Origin of the sequence: Frigoribacterium sp. VKM Ac-1396 (assembly GCF_015350895.1) — a bacterium.
Classification (GTDB): Bacteria; Actinomycetota; Actinomycetes; order Actinomycetales; family Microbacteriaceae; genus Frigoribacterium.
Map to the genome: position 1 here is coordinate 77879 of NZ_JADKSD010000002.1, position 16372 is coordinate 94250.

Below are 16372 nucleotides of genomic sequence, written 5' to 3' on the forward strand. Positions count from 1 at the left end.
CCGTGCCGACCCGATCGTGCCGCCGGGTCCGAGCTCGCCGGCCCGGCGACCCGACGGCCCAGCGCCCGCGGCTCAGCGCCCGCGGCCCAGCGCCCGCGGCCCAGCGCCCGCGGCCCAGTGTCCGCCGGCCCCGACGACTCGCCGGTTCGACGTCCGCCGGCTCAGCGTCCGCCGGCCAGGCGCCAGAGGCGGTCGCGTGACATCGGCAGCTCGTGCGGCCGCACCCCGAGCGCGTCGCGGATCGCGTTCGCGAGGGCCGGGGCGACCGGGTTGTAGGGCGCCTCGCTCATCGACTTGGCGCCGAGTGGCCCGAGGCCGTCGTGAGTGGTCGCGAAGTGCACCTCGGTCTGCGGCACGTCGCCGAACTTGGGCATCCGGTAGTTGCGGAACGCCGTCGTCAGCACGCGGCCCTCGTCGTCGAGCATCATCTCTTCGTAGAGCGCCGTGCCGATCGCCTGGGCCGTGCCGCCCTCGACCTGCCCGCGCAGCTGTTCGGGGTTCAGCACGACGCCGGCGTCCGCGGCCTGCACCGAGCGCAGCAGTCGCACCTCGCCGCTCGCCCGGTCGACCGCCACCTCGAAGCCGTGCACGTTGAACGCCACCGAGCGCGGCGTGCCGTCGTGGGCACCGTCGGCGGCGAGCGGACCGTCGGCCAGCAGCCGTTCGGCGGACACGAGCACGGTGGCGTCGGCGCCCGGGCCCACCCGCACCACGACGCCGCCGGCGACCACCTCGGGGGCGGTGCCGGTCTCGACGGCGTGACCCGCGCCTCCTGCGACCGTCAGGGCACGGTCGACCATCGCCGCCCGCAGCTTGTGCGACGCGGCGAGCAGGGCCTTGCCGGCGACCACGACGCCGGCCGAGCCGTAGGCGCCCGTGTCGTAGCGGGCGACGTCGGTGTCGGACTGCCGGACGACGACCCGGTCGGGCGTCGTGCCGAGCGCCGAGGCGACGAGCTGGGTGTGCACGGTCGTCGTGCCGTTGCCGAACTCGGCGGTGCCCACGCCGATGTCGTAGCGGCCGTCGGGCAAGAGCTCGATCGAGGTGTCGGCGAAGTGCCCGCGCGGGGGGATCGTCGCGATCATGGCCAGGGCCATGCCGCGTCCGGTCGACCAGGTCGGGCCGACGGGGGCAGGAGGCGCGCCCGCGGGGGCAGGGGACCGAAGCGCCTGCTCGACCAGGTCGAGGCACTGGTCGAGCCCGTAGCTGCCGATCAGCAGGTCGCTCTCTTCGTCGGGGTCGGTGACCACCATCGGGTCGCCGGGGACGATCACGTTGCGGCGGCGCAGCTCGAACGGGTCGATGCCGAGCTCACGGGCGAGTTCGTCCATCGCAGACTCGACGGCGAACACGACCTGGCCGAGTCCGTAGCCGCGGAACGCCCCCGACGGCAGGTTGTTCGTGTAGACCGACTCGGCGTCGACGCGTTTGTTGGGGCAGCGGTAGACGCTGGTCGACTCGTGGACCGAGTGGTACATGACGCCGACGCCGTGGTTGCCGTACGCGCCCGTGTCCATCAGCTGGTCGACGTGCAGGGCGGTCAGCACGCCGTCGCTCGTCGCCCCGACCCGGACGCGCACCCGCATCGGGTGGCGGGTCGGCGCGATCGTGAACTCGTCCTCGCGGGTGAACTCGTACTGCACGGGCTGCCCGGTGCGCAGTACGGCGAGGGCGACCAGGTCTTCGGTGATCAGCTCTTGCTTGCCGCCGAAGCCGCCGCCGACGCGGGCGGCGAACACGCGCACCTGTTCGGGCGGCAGGTCGAAGACGTGCGCCAGCTCGTCGCGCACGAGGAACGGCACCTGGCTCGCCGTGCGGATCACGAGGCGACCGTCGTCGTCGAGCCAGCCCCGTGAGGCGTGCGTCTCGAGGGCTCCGTGCGAGACGCGTTGCGTCCGCCAGGTGCCCTCGACGACGGCGTCCGCGGCGGCCAGGCCGGCCTCGACGTCACCCGTCTCGTCGTGCATCGCGGCGACGGTGTTGCGCTCGGGGTAGGCGATGCGCGAGACCTCGGTGGTCTTCTCGCCGTGCAGCAGCGGGGCCCCGGACGAGCGAGCGGTCTCGGGGTCGAACACCGCGGGCAGCGGCTCGTACTCGACCACGACGGCCGCCAGGGCGTTCGTCGCGGTGCGCACGTCGTCGGCGACGACCGCGGCGACCCGCTGGCCGCGGAACCTCAGCACGGGGTCGAGCACGAGGCCGTCGTCGGGGTCGTCCTCGCGGTCCTCGTGCCGCCCGGTCGAGAACAGCGTCGCGGGGGAGTCGCGGTGCGTCAGCACCAGGTGCACGCCCGGCATCGCCTCGGCGGCGGTCGTGTCGATCGACGTGATGCGCGCGTGGGCGTGCGGGCTGCCGAGCACGGCCAGGTGCAGCAGCTTCGTCGTGCTGCGGAAGTCGAGCGTGTACGGCTCGGAGCCCGACACCACGCGCATCGCCGCCGGGGCCGCCACCGACCGGCCGGCCGCCTCGCCGTCGGCCGGCGCCACGGTGTTCTGCACGCCGCAGATCGCGTCGCCGATCGCCCGGTACCCCGTGCACCGGCAGAGGTTGCCCTTCAGGAGGCGCGGGAGGTCGTCGCGGTCGGCCTCGGTGAACGTCGAGGCCGTCACCACCATGCCCGCCGTGCAGAAGCCGCACTGGAACCCGGCCGCGTCGGCGAACGCCTGCTGCACGGGGTGCGGGTGGTCGGGTGTGCCGAGCCCGGCCGCCGTCGTCACGGCGCGGCCCTGGAGGCGGTGTGCCGGGTAGATGCACGAATGCACCGGCTCGCCGTCGACCAGCACCGAGCAGGCGCCGCAGTCGCCCGCGTCACACCCCTTCTTGACCGAGTGCACGCCGTGCTCCCGCAGCAGCGTGCGCAACACCTGCCCCGGGGCGACGTCGGTCTCGAGGGGGAGGCCGTCGACCTCGAACGTGACGTGCCTCTGGCTCATCGCGCGCCTCCTGGGGTCGTGCCGGTGCGGGGCGTCGATCTCGCCCGGGCGGTGGCGCTGCGGGGGTCGTGGGTCGGCTCACGCAGAGGGCGCACGCCGGTGCCGGCGCCGCCGATGCGGCCGCCGCGGCCGCTGCCGCCGGTGGCGGGCCGGCCGAGCTCGACGCGCAGTTCGTCGGCGAAGCGGGTGCTCATCGCGCGGCGCCAGTCGGGGTCGCCGTGTGGGTCGGAGTACCAGCAGTCGACGTCGGCCAAGGCGTCGGCGAGCGATCGTTCGCCGGGCACCTCGTCGAAGCGCAACTGGACCGGACGGGTCGTGCCCGCCGTCACCGTCACGACGAACTCGCCGTCGAGACCGAGTCGCGCCGTGACCAGGGTGCCCGAACGACCCAGCGGGCTCAACGAGATGCGACGGAACCCGGTCCGTGACCGCAACGAGTCGATCGGCACCTCGAGCGACCGCAGCACCTCACCCGGCTCGAGCGCGTTCTGCACCACCCCGGTGACGAAGGTCGAGACGGGCACGTGGCGCTCGCCGCCGTCGGTGGTCCAGACGACGGCGGTGGCGTCGAACGTGGCCATCAACGACGTCATCGCACCGGCCGGCAAACCGAGGGCGACGTTGCCGCCGACCGTGGCGACGTTCCAGATCTTGAACGAGGCGAGCAGCGAGTCGGCGCACTGGGCGATCAGGGGGTGGCCTGCCCAGTCGTCGTCCGAGGGCAGGCGCAGCAGCTCGGCGATGGTGCAGGTCGCGGCGACGGAGACGACGTCGGCGGCTCGCTCGATCGGAGCCCAGCCGAGAGAGGTCAGGTCGACGAGGCCGGTCAGCCCGGGTTGCCGCTCGGAGAACAGCCAGGTGCCACCGCCCAGGGGGCGCTCGCCGGGGGCGAACACGACCTCGTCGCGGCGCGACGGGGTGCGGATCTCGCGAACGGTGGTCAGGTCCATGGGAGCCCCCACTCTGCACGACCGGGGTTTCGAGCATGTGTCGGCTCGCTCGGCGTCGAACGACCGCTGCGTCCGCCACCCGCCACGAGGCGGACGGGCACCGCGTCACCCGGAGCCGAGGAGGCGCGGGTCGGCCGGCCGCGCCCCGCGCCCCGGAGCCACGTCGCTAGGGTGTGCGTCATGATCGACCTCGACCGAGCCGACCTGCGCTCGCACCTGCTGGCCGCCCTGAACGTCGAGCGGTGGGCCGACGACGTCGCCGCCCAGGCTCCGTTCGCCGACACCGACGCCCTGATCACGGTCGCCGCTGCCGCCGCCACTCCGCTGAGCCCGACGGAGATCGACGAGGCGATGTCGCACCACCCCCGCATCGGCGAGAAGCCGATCGGCGAGGGGGCGGCGCAGCAGTTCAGTCGACGCGAGCAGGCGTCGGCCGCCGACGCCGACGACGCTGACCTCGCGCAGCTGCTGGCCGAGGGCAACGCCGCGTACGAGGAGCGTTTCGACCGTGTGTTTTTGATCCGTGCCGCCGGTCGGAGCCGGGCCGAGATCGTCGGCGAGCTGCACAGGCGGCTGCGACTCGACGACGAGACCGAGTCGCGCATCGTCGGCGCCGAGTTGCGCGACATCGCGCTGTTGCGGCTGCAGTCGACCTTCGCCGAGCCCGCGGCCGATGGGGCCGCGGCCGAGGCCGAGCCCGCGGCCGATGGGGCCGCGGCCGAGGCCGAGCCCGCGCCCGAGCCCGAGGCAGCCGGGGGCCACGCCGAGGCCCGCGCATGAGCCACGTGACGACGCACGTCCTCGACGCCGCCCTGGGTCGCCCGGCGTCCGGCATCGCCGTCGCCCTCCTCGACGCGCACGGCCACGAGCTCGCGACCGGGGTGACGAACGGCGACGGTCGGGTGCCCGAGCTCGGCCCGGACGCCCTGCCGTCGGGTGACTACCGGCTCGTGTTCGAGACCGCCGTCTACTTCGCGGCGGCTCGGCGCGACACGTTCTACCCGCGGGTCACGATCGACTTCACCCTCGCCGACGAGTCGAGCCACTATCACGTGCCCGTGCTGCTGAGCCCGTTCGCGTACTCGACCTACCGCGGCAGCTGACTTCGCGACCCGCCCGTCGAGCTCGCGAGCGGGGTGACCCGGGGACATCGATCGGCTTAGTAGTCGGTGCGGTGGTCGTGAGTGGCCCATGCCTCGAACGGGGCCGGTGCGTTCGACGGGCGGACCTCGTCGACGGGGAGGTCCCAGGTCGATCGGTCGCGCGCGAACAGCTCGTAGAACTCGAGGTCGTCGAAGCCACCCCGTGCGGCGTCGTGCCGGTCGGCCGCGTAGACGACCCGGTCGACCCGCGCCCAGAGCGAGGCCGAGAGGCACAGCGGGCACGGTTCGCACGAGGTGTAGAGGGTCGTGCCGGCCAGGGAGAAGTCGCCGACGGCCTGGCAGGCCGCGCGGATGGCCGTGACCTCGGCGTGGGCGGTGGGGTCGAGGTTCGCCGTGACCCGGTTCTGCCCCTCGGCCACCAGCTCGTCGCCGCGGACGACGACGGCCCCGAACGGCCCGCCCCCGTTCGCGACGTTCTCGACGGCCAGCTCGATGGTGCGGGCCAGCCAGCGGGCGTCGTCGGCGTCGGTCACGGTGTCTCCTCGAGGTGCGGCGGGCGTGGGGTCGGTCGACTCGACGAGGCTCATGCGAGACCTGCCGAGGCGCGCCAGGCGTCGTGGGCCGGCGGGGCGTCGTCTCGCAGCACCGTCGCCTCGATCAGCCCGTAGGGCCGGTCGGCCGCCCAGAAGACCTCGCCGGGGTTCTCGAGGCCGAACGGGGACAGGTCGTAGGCGAAGTGGTGCTTGTTCGGTGCCTTGAGCCGCACCTCGACGATCGAGGGGACGGCCTCGAGGACGGCGGTGCCCATGTGCCACAGGGTCTGCTGCAGGGCCAGCGACTGCAGGGTGGCGAACTCGCGGACCATCAGGCGCTTGACCTCGGCGTAGGTGGCGTCCCAGTCGACGTCGGTGGTGGCGAACCGCCACTTCGCGTCGAGCGCCGTCGCCATGACGCGGTCGTGCGTCTCGGGCAGCGTCGTGAACTCGTCGGTCAAGAAGCCCGCGAACTCGGAGCCGGTCGACTTGAGCAGCACGAGGTCTTTCAGCCCGCCCACGACGTGCTCGCCGCTGTCGTCGACCGTGACGGCCGCCGTGCGCACCTCTTGACCCGACCGCAGCCAGGTGTGGTCGTGCTCGGTGCCGTCGACCACGGCCCGCTGCCAGCCGAACTGCTCGATCTCGATGCGGGCGCCCGTCACCGGCTCGACGTCGTGCACGAAGTGCCGGGCCAACTCGAGCCCGAAGGCCTCGACGGCCTCGACCCCCTTCGACTTGGCGAACGCGAACGCGGTGTTCTTCTGGGTGTCGGTGGGCAGCACGGCGCTCTGGTCGCCGTGGAGGTACGCCGCGTCGAACGGGCCGCGCAGCGCGGTCGTGACGTTGACGTCGCGGATCTCGTGCCGCGGCCCGTCGCGGGAGAAGCGCACGAGTCGTGATTCCGCCTTGCCGTACTGGTTGTCGCCGAGGATGATCGCCATGCCGCGATGATCACACAACCGTGTGAACGACTTGTTTCACGATCGACCATTTGTGAACAACTCGTTTCAGAAGGCTTATCGGGACGAGACGTCCACTCGCTACTGTGCTGGGCATGGCGATCTCCGAGGCGACCTCCGCACCCCCGTCGGGCCCCGTTCCCGCGACCCCGATCCTGCAACCGCTGCCCTCGGGCGACGGCGGCGGCGACGGCCGCAACGAGGGTGACGGGGGTGTCCCCTACCTGCCGGCGACACTCGACACGACCTTCTGGGGGCGCCTCCCGTGTGCCGGCGACGAGCCCGTGCTGACGATCGAACCGGGCACCGCCGTCGTCATCGACACCCTCAGCCACGAGGGCGTCCTCGACGACCAGGGGCGTGATCCGCGGGCCTTCTTCGCCCGCCACGGGGTGCCCGCCGAGCACGTGCTCGACGACGCCGTCGAGCTGGCCGCGGCGAGTGACGCGGCGCACGGTCGCGACGCGACGGCCGACGGCCCCCACGTCGTCACGGGGCCCATCGCCGTCCGCGGGGCGCAGCCCGGCGACCTGATCACGATGACGCTGCTCGACGCCACGCCGCGCGTGCCCTACGGCGTCATCTCGAACCGTCACGGCCGCGGCGCCCTGGCCGGCGAGTACCCGCTCGAGGCGGGCCCGGTCAGCGTGTTCGCCGCCGTCGACCACGACCCCGACGGCTCGCTGGTCGGCACCCTGCCGCTCGTGCCGGGTGGCGACCACACGGTGAGGTTCCCCCTGCACCCCTTCCTCGGCATCATGGGCGTCGCCGTCGCGGGCGACGAGCGCCCGCACTCGGTGCCGCCGGGGTCGCACGGCGGCAACGTCGACATCGCCCTGCTGACCGAGGGGGCATCTCTGCACCTGCCCGTCCAGGTGCCCGGCGCCCTGGCCTACGTCGGCGATCCGCACTTCGCCCAGGGCGACGGCGAGGTCGCCCTCACCGCGATGGAGGCCAGCCTCCGCGTCACGGTCCGCTTCGACCTGGTGCCCCGCGCCGAGGCCGTCGCGATGTTCGGCGAGATCGCCGGGCCGCTCGCCGAGACCGCCGACCTGCTCGTGCCGACCGGTCTCGACGAAGACCTCGACGAGGCGGTGCGGGCCTGCGTGCGGGCGGCCATCGACCTGCTCGAGGCCCGCTACGGCATGGACCGCAGCCTCGCCTACGCCTACCTCTCGGCCGCGACCGACTTCGACATCTCGCAGGTCGTCGACCTCGTCAAGGGCGTGCACGCCCGAATCCGCAAGGCGGACTTCGGTGGCTGAGGCGAACGGCCCCGAGGAGGCGCGGGTCGCTCCGGGCACCGTCCCCACGTCCGTCGAGGGTGACCTGCCCGACGGCCTGCTCGCCGCGTTCGACGCCTACGAGCGCGCGCTCGCCGCAGACGACCAGGCGGCGCTCGCCGCAGCCTTCGAGCCGACCGCCACCGTCCTGCGTGCCGACGCCGGGGGCCTCCTGGTCGGGCACGAGGCGATCACGGCGTTCCGCGGCAGACGCGGCTCCGGGCCCGTCCGGCGCGTGGTCGAACGGCACGTCCGGGTGGTCGACGCCGACACGGCCCTGATCGTGTCCGTCAACGCTCCCGCCGGTGGTGGGCGAGGGGTCGTCACCCAGCTCTGGCGGCGCGCACCGGGCGGCGGCTCAGGGGGTGCTCGGCCGTGGCGCGTCGCCTCCGCGCAGGTGCAGGCACCACCGCCGGCCGTCGACCGCCGGGTGTGGCGGGTCGTGGGTGAGCCGCTGGTCGCCGGGCGGCGAGAGGCGGGGGCGACCCTCGCCGCGCCTCCTGCGGGGTCGGGGTCGGGGCCCGGGCCCGCCGCGCCCGCCGGGCCGTCCGGGGCGACCGGGGCGACCGGGGCGACCGGGGGCTCTGACGGCGGCCGAGCCGAGGAGGCGCCGTCCGTCGGCACGCTCGCGGGTGAGACCGTCGCCGTGAAGGACCTCTTCGCCGTCGCGGGGCACGCGATCGGTGCCGGGGTGCCCGCTCGGCTGCACAACGCCCCGGTCGAGGCCCGCCACGCGGCCGCGGTGCAGCACCTGGTCGACGCGGGGGCCGACCTCCGCGGCATCGCCCAGACCGACGAATTCGCCTACAGCATCGCCGGTCGCAACTCCGCCTTCGGCACCCCGCCCAACCCGGCCGTGCCCGGGGCGATCTCGGGGGGCTCGACCAGCGGCCCGGCGACGGCGGTCGCCCTCGGGCAGGTGAGCATCGGCCTCGGCACCGACACCGGCGGGTCGCTCCGGGTGCCGGCGTCGTACCAGGGCCTCTGGGGCATCCGCACGACCCACGGGGCCGTCGACCGCACCGGGCTGCTGCCCCTCGCTCCGACCTTCGACACGGTCGGCTGGCTGACCCGAGACGTCGACACCCTCCGTCGGGCGGCGGCGGCGTCGCTGCCCGCGGCGGAGCAGGTGTCGGTCGAGCCGTCGTACGTGGTCGACCCGACCCTGCTCGCCTCGGTCGCCCCCGAGGTGCGGGTCGAGTTCGGGCGGGCACTCGACGAGGCGACCGCGGCGGGCCGCGTCGAGCGTCCCGGTCAGGTGCAGCTGGGCGACGTCGCGCAGCTGTTCGAGCTGTTCCGCGTACTGCAGGCGTTCGAGGCCTGGCAGTCCGACGGTGACTGGATCACCGCGCATCCGGGCGAACTGGCCCCCGACGTGGCGTCCCGGTTCGCGTTCGGTTCGACGATCACGTCGCAGCAGGCCGACGAGGCGCGGGTGGCACTGGGGCACGAGCGTCGCCGTCTCGAGGCCCTCCTCGACGGGCGGGTGCTGCTGCTGCCGAGCGCGTCGTCGGCTGCACCGTCGCTCGGCGCGACCGCGGCCGAGGTCGACGCCGTCCGCTCGGCGACGCTCGGCCTGACGTGCATCGCGGGAGTCCTCGGTGCTCCTGCCGTCTCGGCTCCCGTGCTCGAGGTGCCGCTCGCCTCCGGGCGCCGCGCACCCGTCGGGCTCTGCCTCGTGGGGCCGAGGGGCACCGACCTGGGACTGCTGGGTCTGGCGGCGTCGTGGGCGACGTGACCCGCGCCTCCTCGGCCACGGGCGCAGCCCGGTCGACGAGTCGACTCGTTCACCTGCCTGAAACACGGGTTGCGTAGGGTGGGTCAGGTGAAACGAGTCTTCCAGCCGATCGATCCGCCCGCCCGCCTGCTGATGGGCCCCGGCCCGATCAACGCCGATCCGCGGGTGCTGCGAGCGATGTCGGCTCAGCTCGTCGGGCAGTACGACCCCGCCATGACCGCCTACATGGACGAGACGCAGGCGCTCTACCGCGAGGTGTTCCAGACCACGAACCAGCAGACGCTGCTCGTCGACGGCACCTCGCGTGCCGGCATCGAGGCGTCGCTCGTGTCGCTGATCGAGCCCGGCGACAAGGTGCTCGTGCCGGTCTTCGGGCGGTTCGGCCATCTGCTGCGCGAGATCGCCGAACGCTGCGGCGCCGAGGTCCACGTCATCGAGGTGCCGTGGGGCCAGGTCTTCGCGCTCGAGACCATCACCCGTGCGATCGAACAGGTGCAGCCCAAGCTGCTCGCGGTCGTGCACGGCGACACCTCGACCACCGTCGCCCAGCCGCTCGAGGGCCTGGGCGAGGTCTGCGCCCGCCACGGCGTGCTGTTCTACACCGACGTCACCGCCTCGATCGTCGGCAACGCGTTCCGCACCGACGAGCTCGGTCTCGACGCCGTCAGCGCCGGACTGCAGAAGTGCCTCGGCGGCCCCTCGGGCTCGTCGCCGGTCACCTACAGCGAGCGGGCCGTCGAGGTCATCCGGGCCCGCACGTCGATCGAGGCCGGCATCCGCGGCGACGGCGACACGACCAGCGCACACCGCATCGCGTCGAACTACTTCGACCTCGCGATGATCTTCGACTACTGGGGCCCGCAACGCCTCAACCACCACACCGAGGCGACCACCATGCTCTGGGGCGCCCGGGAGTGCGCCCGCGTCGTGGTCGACGAGGGCCTCGACGCCGCGGTCGCCCGGCACGAGCTGCACGGCCGGGCGATGCTCGCCGGCGTGCAGGGGCTCGGGCTCGAGACCTTCGGCGACCTCGAGCACAAGATGAACAACGTGGTCGCCGTGGTGATCCCCGACGGGGTCGACGGCGACCGGGTGCGCGGGGCGATGCTCGCCGACTTCGGCATCGAGATCGGCACCTCGTTCGGCCCGCTGCACGGCAAGGTGTGGCGCATCGGCACGATGGGCTACAACGCACGGCGTGACACCGTGCTCACGACGCTGGCCGCGCTCGAGGCCGTCCTGCGGCGCGAGGGCGCCCCGATCACCGGCGGAGGCGGCGTCGGCGCGGCGTACGACGTCTACCTCGACGTCGATCGCGGCCTCTACGTCGACCACGACGTCGACGTCGATCGCGACGGAGGCGCGGCGTGAGCTCCGAGGCCCGTCTCGTTCTCGAGCGTTGCGACGCCCTCGCGGCGGTCTCGAGCAGTGCGACCGGCATCGAGCGCGTCTATCTCTCGCCCGAGCACGCCCGGGTGAACGCGATGGCCGCCGAGTGGATGCAGCAGGCCGGCATGACGACCTGGCAGGACGCCGCCGGCAACCAACGGGGTCGCTACGAGGGCACCGAGCCGGGGCAGCCCGCCCTGCTGCTCGGCTCGCACCTCGACACGGTGCCCGACGCCGGTCGCTACGACGGCATCCTCGGCGTGCTGCTCGGCATCGCCCTGGTCGGCCGTCTCCACGCCGCCGGCACCCGCCTGCCGTTCGCGATCGAGGTGCTGGCGTTCGGCGACGAAGAGGGCACCCGGTTCGGCACCGCCCTGCTCGGTTCGCGTGCGGTGGCCGGCACCTGGCTGCCCGAGTGGTGGTCCCTGGTCGACGCCGGCGGCACGACGTTGCGCGACGCCTTCCACGCGTTCGGCCTCGACCCCGACCGGGTGACCGACGCCGCGTACGACCCGTCCGACGTCGTGGGCTACCTCGAGACGCACATCGAGCAGGGTCCGTACCTCGAAGAGGCCGACCGCGCCCTCGCCGTCGTCTCGTCGATCGCCGGCGCTCGCCGCTTCGAGCTGACGCTGACCGGTGTGGCCGGTCACGCCGGCGGAGTGCCCTTCCACCGGAGGCACGACGCCCTCGCCGGGGCGAGCGAGATCGTCCTCGCCGTCGAGCGCCTGGCCCGCGAGGCCGACTGCGTCGCGACCGTCGGCCGACTGCAGGCGTTCCCCGGCGGGGTCAACGTCATCCCCGGGCTCGTCGAGTTCAGCCTCGACCTCCGCGGTGAGCACGACGACCGTCGAGACGAGGTCTGGGCCGGCATCCAGGCCGTCGCCGCCGAGGTCGGCGAGCGTCGTGGCCTGACCTTCGCCGTCGACGAGACCCACCGGGCCCCGGCCGTGGTGGCCTCGCCGCGCCTCCGTGGTTTCGTCCGCGAGGGCGTCGTCGCCACCGGAGACACCGACCCGATGGTCCTGTTCTCGAAGGCCGGGCACGACGCCATGGCCGTCGCCGAGCTGACCGGGTGGGCCATGCTGTTCGTCCGCTGCGGCAACGGCGGCATCAGCCACCACCCCGACGAGATCGTCACCCTCGCCGACGTGGCCGTCGCGCTCGACGCCTTCGAGGCCGCGGTCCACGCGGTCGCCGCGGGGCACCCGGTCGCGACACGGGCCTCGGCGTGAGCGATCCGATCGTGCCGGCCGGCGACGACCTCGTCGACGAGGTCGGGGCAGGAGGCTCGGGTGCGGTCGAGGGGGCCGGCATCCGCGACCGCATCGACTCGGGCTACGGCCGGCTCTCGCCGCAGGAGCAGCGCGCGGCCGACTTCATCCTCGACCACCTCGACGACCTCGCCGTCTACACGGCGACCGAGATCGCCGAGCAGAGCGGCGTGTCGAAGGCGACGGTCTCGCGGCTGTTCCGGCGGCTCGGCTTCAGCGACGCCCAAGAGGTGCGCGACCAGGCGCGGGCGTCTCGCAGCCGAGGGGTGCCGGTCGGGCCGACCCGCGCCTCCGGCGGGCTCGCCGAGCACGCCGAGGCCGAACGGCGCAACCTCGACGTCATGCTCGCGGGGCTCGCCGACGGTCGCCTCGAGCGTGCGGCGTCACTCGTGGCGGCGGCCGACCGGGTCGTCGTCGCCGGGTTCCGCAACAGCTACCCGGTCGCCCTGCACCTGCGGCAGCAGCTCGTCCAGGCACGCGACGACGTGCGGGTCGCGCCGCAACCTGGGCAGTCCATCGGTGAAGAGCTGGTCGGTCTGGGCTCGGGCGACGTCGTCGTGCTCGTGGGCTTCCGACGTCGGCCGGCCGGGTTCGCCGGCGTGCTGTCGTCGCTGGCCGCCCGGGGGGTCCCGGTGGTGCTCGTCGCCGATCCGTCGCTGCGTGGCGTCGACGTGACCGTGCGGCTCGACTGCCCCGTCGAGACGCCGGCCCCGTTCGACAGCTACGCCAGCGCGATGAGCCTGGCCGCCCTGCTGGCCGGGGCGGTGCTGACCGAGACCGTCCGGGCGGGTCGGCCAGAGGGGGGCCGCAGTCGCGTGGCCGAGGTTACCGAGCTCTACGCCGAGCTGAGCGAGCTCGAGTAGGTCACAGGGCGACGTGCGACCGGCCGATGTGTCACATGTGACGACGGCCGATCTCATCTAGGCTCGACCTCACGGGCCGACACACCGCCGGGTGGTGGCCCCGGGTCGGCTTCGACCGCCGGTCGCCAGGCCTGCGGAACGAGTGAAGCCCGCGACTGCAGCAACAGTCGCGGGCTTCGGCCGGCCTCCGAGTAGAAGACCAGGGATGCGCACACGCATCCCGAGCTGAACACTCGGGACCAGTGTAATCAGGTCCGCCTGATCATGCATCTCTGGCGCTTCCGTTCCGCATCCGTCACCGGTGGCGCGACCGACCGGCACCCTCTCGTTCGGTGGTCCGCCGTGCGCCGCCGGACGTCAGCGCAGCAGCGCCGGGCCGTGGCCGGGCAGGACGACCCGCGCGCGGTGCTCGACGAGGCGGCCGTAGGTGCGGCCGGCTTCGGCGAGGTCGTCGTGGAAGATCGGGTGCAGCATCTGGACGCCGTCGAGCCGTGAGGTCGGGTGGCCGGTCACGAGGGCGTCGCCGGTGATCAGCACGTCGTCGTCGGGCAGGGAGAAGACGGTGTGCCCGGGGGTGTGGCCGACGGCTGCGGTGGGCACCACCCGGTGGCCGCTGAAGGTCCGTGGCGTGCCCGGGACGAGCGGCACGACGTCGGCCACGCCGACGTCACCCAGGCCACCGGCCCGCACCGCGTGCAGCACCCACCGGGCGAAACGCGGTTTGTACAGGTGCGGCAGCACGTCACCGACCGTGACCTGGTGCAGCTCGTCACGCGTCACGTTCGGCACCTCGGCCGGAGCGGCGAGGACGTCGAACTCGTGGCGCCGACGCAGGGCCGTAACCGTTCCGATGTGGTCGCTGTGACCGTGCGTCACCAGCACCGACGTCAGACGGGGGAGCTCGAGGCCCGAGCCCGCCGCCACGGAGCGCAGCGACGCCTCGACCAGCTCGAGGTCGGCCGGGTACCCCGCGTCGACCAGCGTGAGCGTGCCGTCGCCCGACAGGATCGTCCAGTTCGACGCGGGCCCCTCGACGAAGTGCACCCCGGGCGCGACCTCGACCGGCGCGACGGTCACGCGCCCCACGGTGCGACCCCGTCGACGGTGCCGATCACGACGCCACCCCGGCGTCGGGGCGCACGAGCAGTCGGGCAGGAGGCGCGCTCGGCCCCGCCAGCCGGCCGCCCACCCAGGTCGCCGCGACCTCGCCGAACAGACGGGCGTCGTCGTACGCGGTCACGGGGTTGCGGTGCGAGAGGTCGTCGACGTCGATCGTCACCGGCGTCTCGGGGGCGAACGCCACGAGGTCGGCGTCGGCCCCGACGGCGATGCGGCCCTTGGCGGGCAGCCCGACGAGGGCGGCCGTGCCCCGCGACATCCAGCCGACGACCGTCTCGAGGGCGATGCCCCGCTGCCGTGCCCCGGTCCAGACCGCGCGGAAGCTCAGCTCGAGGCCCGAGATGCCGCCCCAGGCGACGTCGAAGTCGCCGTGTGCGCCGTCCGCGCCGCCGGCGAACTTGAGCTCGCGGGTCGAGGGGGAGTGGTCACTCGCCACGACGTCGATCGTGCCGTCGACCAGCGCCTGCCAGAGCAGTTCGCGGTTGGCCTCGCCCCGGATCGGCGGGCAGCACTTGAACTGGGTGGCCCCGTCGCCGATGTGTTCGGCGTCGAAGGTCAGGTAGTGCGGGCAGGTCTCGACCGTCAGCCGCAGCCCTTCGGCCTTCGCGGCCCGGATGGTGTCGAGGGCGGTCGCCGACGACAGGTGCAGCACGTGTGCCCGCCCGCCGGTCGCGCGCAGGGCGTCGACCACGTGTTCGATCGCGGTGCGCTCGACCACGTCGGGGCGCGAGCGGACGAAGGCGTCGTACGCCGCGCCTCCGGTGGGTGCTCCGGACGATGCGTCGCCGGCCGCGGCGTCGAGCCCGTCGGGGTCTTCGGCGTGCACGATCAGCAGGCCGTCGAACTCGGCCAGCTCGGCCATCGCCTCGTGCAGCTGTGCAGTCGTGAGGTGGGGGAACTCGTCGACGCCGGACGGCGACAGGAAGGCCTTGAAGCCGAAGACCCCGGCCTCGTGCAGCGCCCGCAGGTCGCCCGTGCCGAGGTTGGCCGGGATCGCCCCGCCCCAGAACCCGACGTCGACGACCGACTGCGGGCCGGCGGCGGACCGCTTCTGCTCGAGGGCGTCGACCGTCGTCGTCGGCGGGATGCTGTTGAGCGGCATGTCGACGATGGTCGTCACCCCGCCGGCGGCAGCGGCTCGGGTCGCGGTGGCGAAGCCCTCCCACTCGGTGCGGCCGGGTTCGTTGACGTGCACGTGGCTGTCGACGACGCCCGGCAGCAGCACCTGGTCGTCGGGCAGGGTCACGTCGACGGTCGCGGAGACGTCGTCGCCGAGGTCACCGATCGACACGACCCGGCCGTCACGGACGACGACGCTCGCCTCGCGCCACCCGCCGTCGACGAGTGCACGGCGGGCCCGGACGACGAGATCCGCTCGCGTGCCGTCAGCCACGAGCGGCACCGTTCGCCTCGCTGGTCGCCGGGCGCGCCTCCCGGGTCTCGGCGTCCGCTGCGGCTGCTGCCGCCTCGCGGGCCTCGAGCTCTTTCCGCCGCTCGCGCAGCAGGTGGCCGGTGAGGGCGACCAGCAGCGTCAGACCGCCGGCGACGCCCATGCCGACGCCGATGTGCACCTGCAGCAGCAGCGCTCCGACGCCTGCGCCGGCGAGGATCAGCACCACGGCGAGCACCCTCCGCGGGAAGTTCTTGCCCGTGCCCCCGGCGAGCTTCGACTCGGATGCCAGGCCGACGATCGTCGACGTGACCACGACGGTCGTGACGTCGGCGACGGCGATCTTGCGGGCCGCGGCCGCCTGCAGGCCCATGGCCGCCCCGAGCAGGCCGGTGATCGTGAACGCCCAGGGCGTGTTCTCTTCGGGCACGAAGAAGAAGGTCGAGACGCCGAGCCCCAGCAGCACGCCGCCGGTCACGCCGAACGAGGTCGTGCTGCGGCCCGACCAGCCGGCCCGGCCGCCGCGCAGCACCCGCCCGCCGATCGCGGCGCCGAGCAAGAAGGCGGCGAGGGCGACGATCGGACCGACGATGGGAAGCCCGTCGGCCTGCGCGATGGCCATGCCGAGGATGACCACGTTGCCGGTCATGTTGGCGGTGAACACCCGGTCGAGGCCGAGGTAGCCGACGGCGTCGATGATGCCGGTCGTGAACGTCAGCGTCAGCATCATCACGAGGTGCATGCGCGCCTGGTCGCGGCGGAACTTCTTCACAAGGGTCCTCTGGTGCTCGGCGCCGCGGCAGGCACGGCGGGGAGGGCGACCACGGCGGCGTCG

The 16372-nt window shown here is 73.6% G+C and carries 14 protein-coding genes; 7 read left to right on the top strand and 7 right to left on the bottom strand.

Annotated features, from left to right (window positions below; translation table 11 throughout):
- Positions 1 to 161: 161 nt before the first annotated feature.
- Both ITJ55_RS07460 and ITJ55_RS07465 read right to left on the bottom strand, forming a co-directional pair.
- On the bottom strand, positions 162 to 2933 hold the full coding sequence (locus ITJ55_RS07460) for a molybdopterin-dependent oxidoreductase (protein ID WP_194594859.1): 2772 nt from the start codon (positions 2931 to 2933) through the stop codon (positions 162 to 164).
- Complete coding sequence (locus ITJ55_RS07465; RefSeq protein WP_194594860.1) at positions 2930 to 3883, bottom strand: xanthine dehydrogenase family protein subunit M; 954 nt, start codon at positions 3881 to 3883, stop codon at positions 2930 to 2932. Before ITJ55_RS07465 ends, ITJ55_RS07460 begins: the two co-directional genes overlap by 4 nt.
- 180 nt (positions 3884 to 4063) lie before the next feature.
- Between ITJ55_RS07465 and uraD the strand changes: the two genes are divergently transcribed.
- Positions 4064 to 4663, top strand: a complete 600-nt coding sequence (gene uraD, locus ITJ55_RS07470; protein WP_194594861.1) for a 2-oxo-4-hydroxy-4-carboxy-5-ureidoimidazoline decarboxylase — start codon at positions 4064 to 4066, stop codon at positions 4661 to 4663.
- Entirely contained in the window at positions 4660 to 4986 is a 327-nt protein-coding gene (gene uraH, locus ITJ55_RS07475) for a hydroxyisourate hydrolase (RefSeq protein WP_194594862.1), read from the top strand. Before uraD ends, uraH begins: the two co-directional genes overlap by 4 nt.
- 56 nt (positions 4987 to 5042) lie before the next feature.
- Here uraH and ITJ55_RS07480 read toward each other — a convergent pair whose 3' ends face one another.
- The gene (locus ITJ55_RS07480; protein ID WP_235491450.1) at positions 5043 to 5519 is read right to left on the bottom strand and encodes a nucleoside deaminase; all 477 of its coding nucleotides are present in this window, start codon (positions 5517 to 5519) and stop codon (positions 5043 to 5045) included.
- A gap of 50 nt (positions 5520 to 5569) precedes the next feature.
- Complete coding sequence (gene pucL, locus ITJ55_RS07485; protein ID WP_194594864.1) at positions 5570 to 6463, bottom strand: factor-independent urate hydroxylase; 894 nt, start codon at positions 6461 to 6463, stop codon at positions 5570 to 5572.
- Positions 6464 to 6576: 113 nt separating this feature from the next.
- Here pucL and ITJ55_RS07490 point away from each other — a divergent pair, with 113 nt between their 5' ends.
- The 5 genes from ITJ55_RS07490 to ITJ55_RS07510 all read left to right on the top strand — a co-directional run bounded on the left by ITJ55_RS07490 (position 6577) and on the right by ITJ55_RS07510 (position 13028).
- A complete protein-coding gene (locus ITJ55_RS07490) occupies positions 6577 to 7746 on the top strand; it encodes an acetamidase/formamidase family protein (protein ID WP_194594865.1) in 1170 nt (389 codons plus the stop codon).
- Positions 7739 to 9502: an AtzH-like domain-containing protein gene (locus tag ITJ55_RS07495; RefSeq protein WP_194594866.1), complete on the top strand. Its 1764-nt coding sequence runs from the start codon at positions 7739 to 7741 to the stop codon at positions 9500 to 9502. Before ITJ55_RS07490 ends, ITJ55_RS07495 begins: the two co-directional genes overlap by 8 nt.
- A gap of 132 nt (positions 9503 to 9634) precedes the next feature.
- Entirely contained in the window at positions 9635 to 10873 is a 1239-nt protein-coding gene (locus ITJ55_RS07500; RefSeq protein WP_194595563.1) for an alanine--glyoxylate aminotransferase family protein, read from the top strand.
- Entirely contained in the window at positions 10870 to 12126 is a 1257-nt protein-coding gene (locus tag ITJ55_RS07505) for an allantoate amidohydrolase (RefSeq protein ID WP_194594867.1), read from the top strand. The genes ITJ55_RS07500 and ITJ55_RS07505 overlap by 4 nt, the downstream gene beginning before the upstream one ends.
- On the top strand, positions 12123 to 13028 hold the full coding sequence (locus ITJ55_RS07510) for a MurR/RpiR family transcriptional regulator (protein WP_370544071.1): 906 nt from the start codon (positions 12123 to 12125) through the stop codon (positions 13026 to 13028). The genes ITJ55_RS07505 and ITJ55_RS07510 overlap by 4 nt, the downstream gene beginning before the upstream one ends.
- 357 nt (positions 13029 to 13385) lie before the next feature.
- Here ITJ55_RS07510 and ITJ55_RS07515 read toward each other — a convergent pair whose 3' ends face one another.
- The 3 genes from ITJ55_RS07515 to ITJ55_RS07525 are packed head-to-tail and all read right to left on the bottom strand — an operon-like array spanning position 13386 to position 16309.
- Positions 13386 to 14105: an MBL fold metallo-hydrolase gene (locus tag ITJ55_RS07515; RefSeq protein WP_194594868.1), complete on the bottom strand. Its 720-nt coding sequence runs from the start codon at positions 14103 to 14105 to the stop codon at positions 13386 to 13388.
- 34 nt (positions 14106 to 14139) lie between these two features.
- Positions 14140 to 15540 carry an allantoinase AllB gene (gene allB / locus ITJ55_RS07520; RefSeq protein WP_194594869.1) on the bottom strand — a complete coding sequence of 467 codons (1401 nt, stop codon included), beginning with the start codon at positions 15538 to 15540 and terminating at the stop codon, positions 14140 to 14142.
- Positions 15533 to 16309 carry a DUF1275 family protein gene (locus tag ITJ55_RS07525; RefSeq protein WP_370544072.1) on the bottom strand — a complete coding sequence of 259 codons (777 nt, stop codon included), beginning with the start codon at positions 16307 to 16309 and terminating at the stop codon, positions 15533 to 15535. The genes allB and ITJ55_RS07525 overlap by 8 nt, the downstream gene beginning before the upstream one ends.
- Between the last annotated feature and the right edge of the window lie 63 nt (positions 16310 to 16372).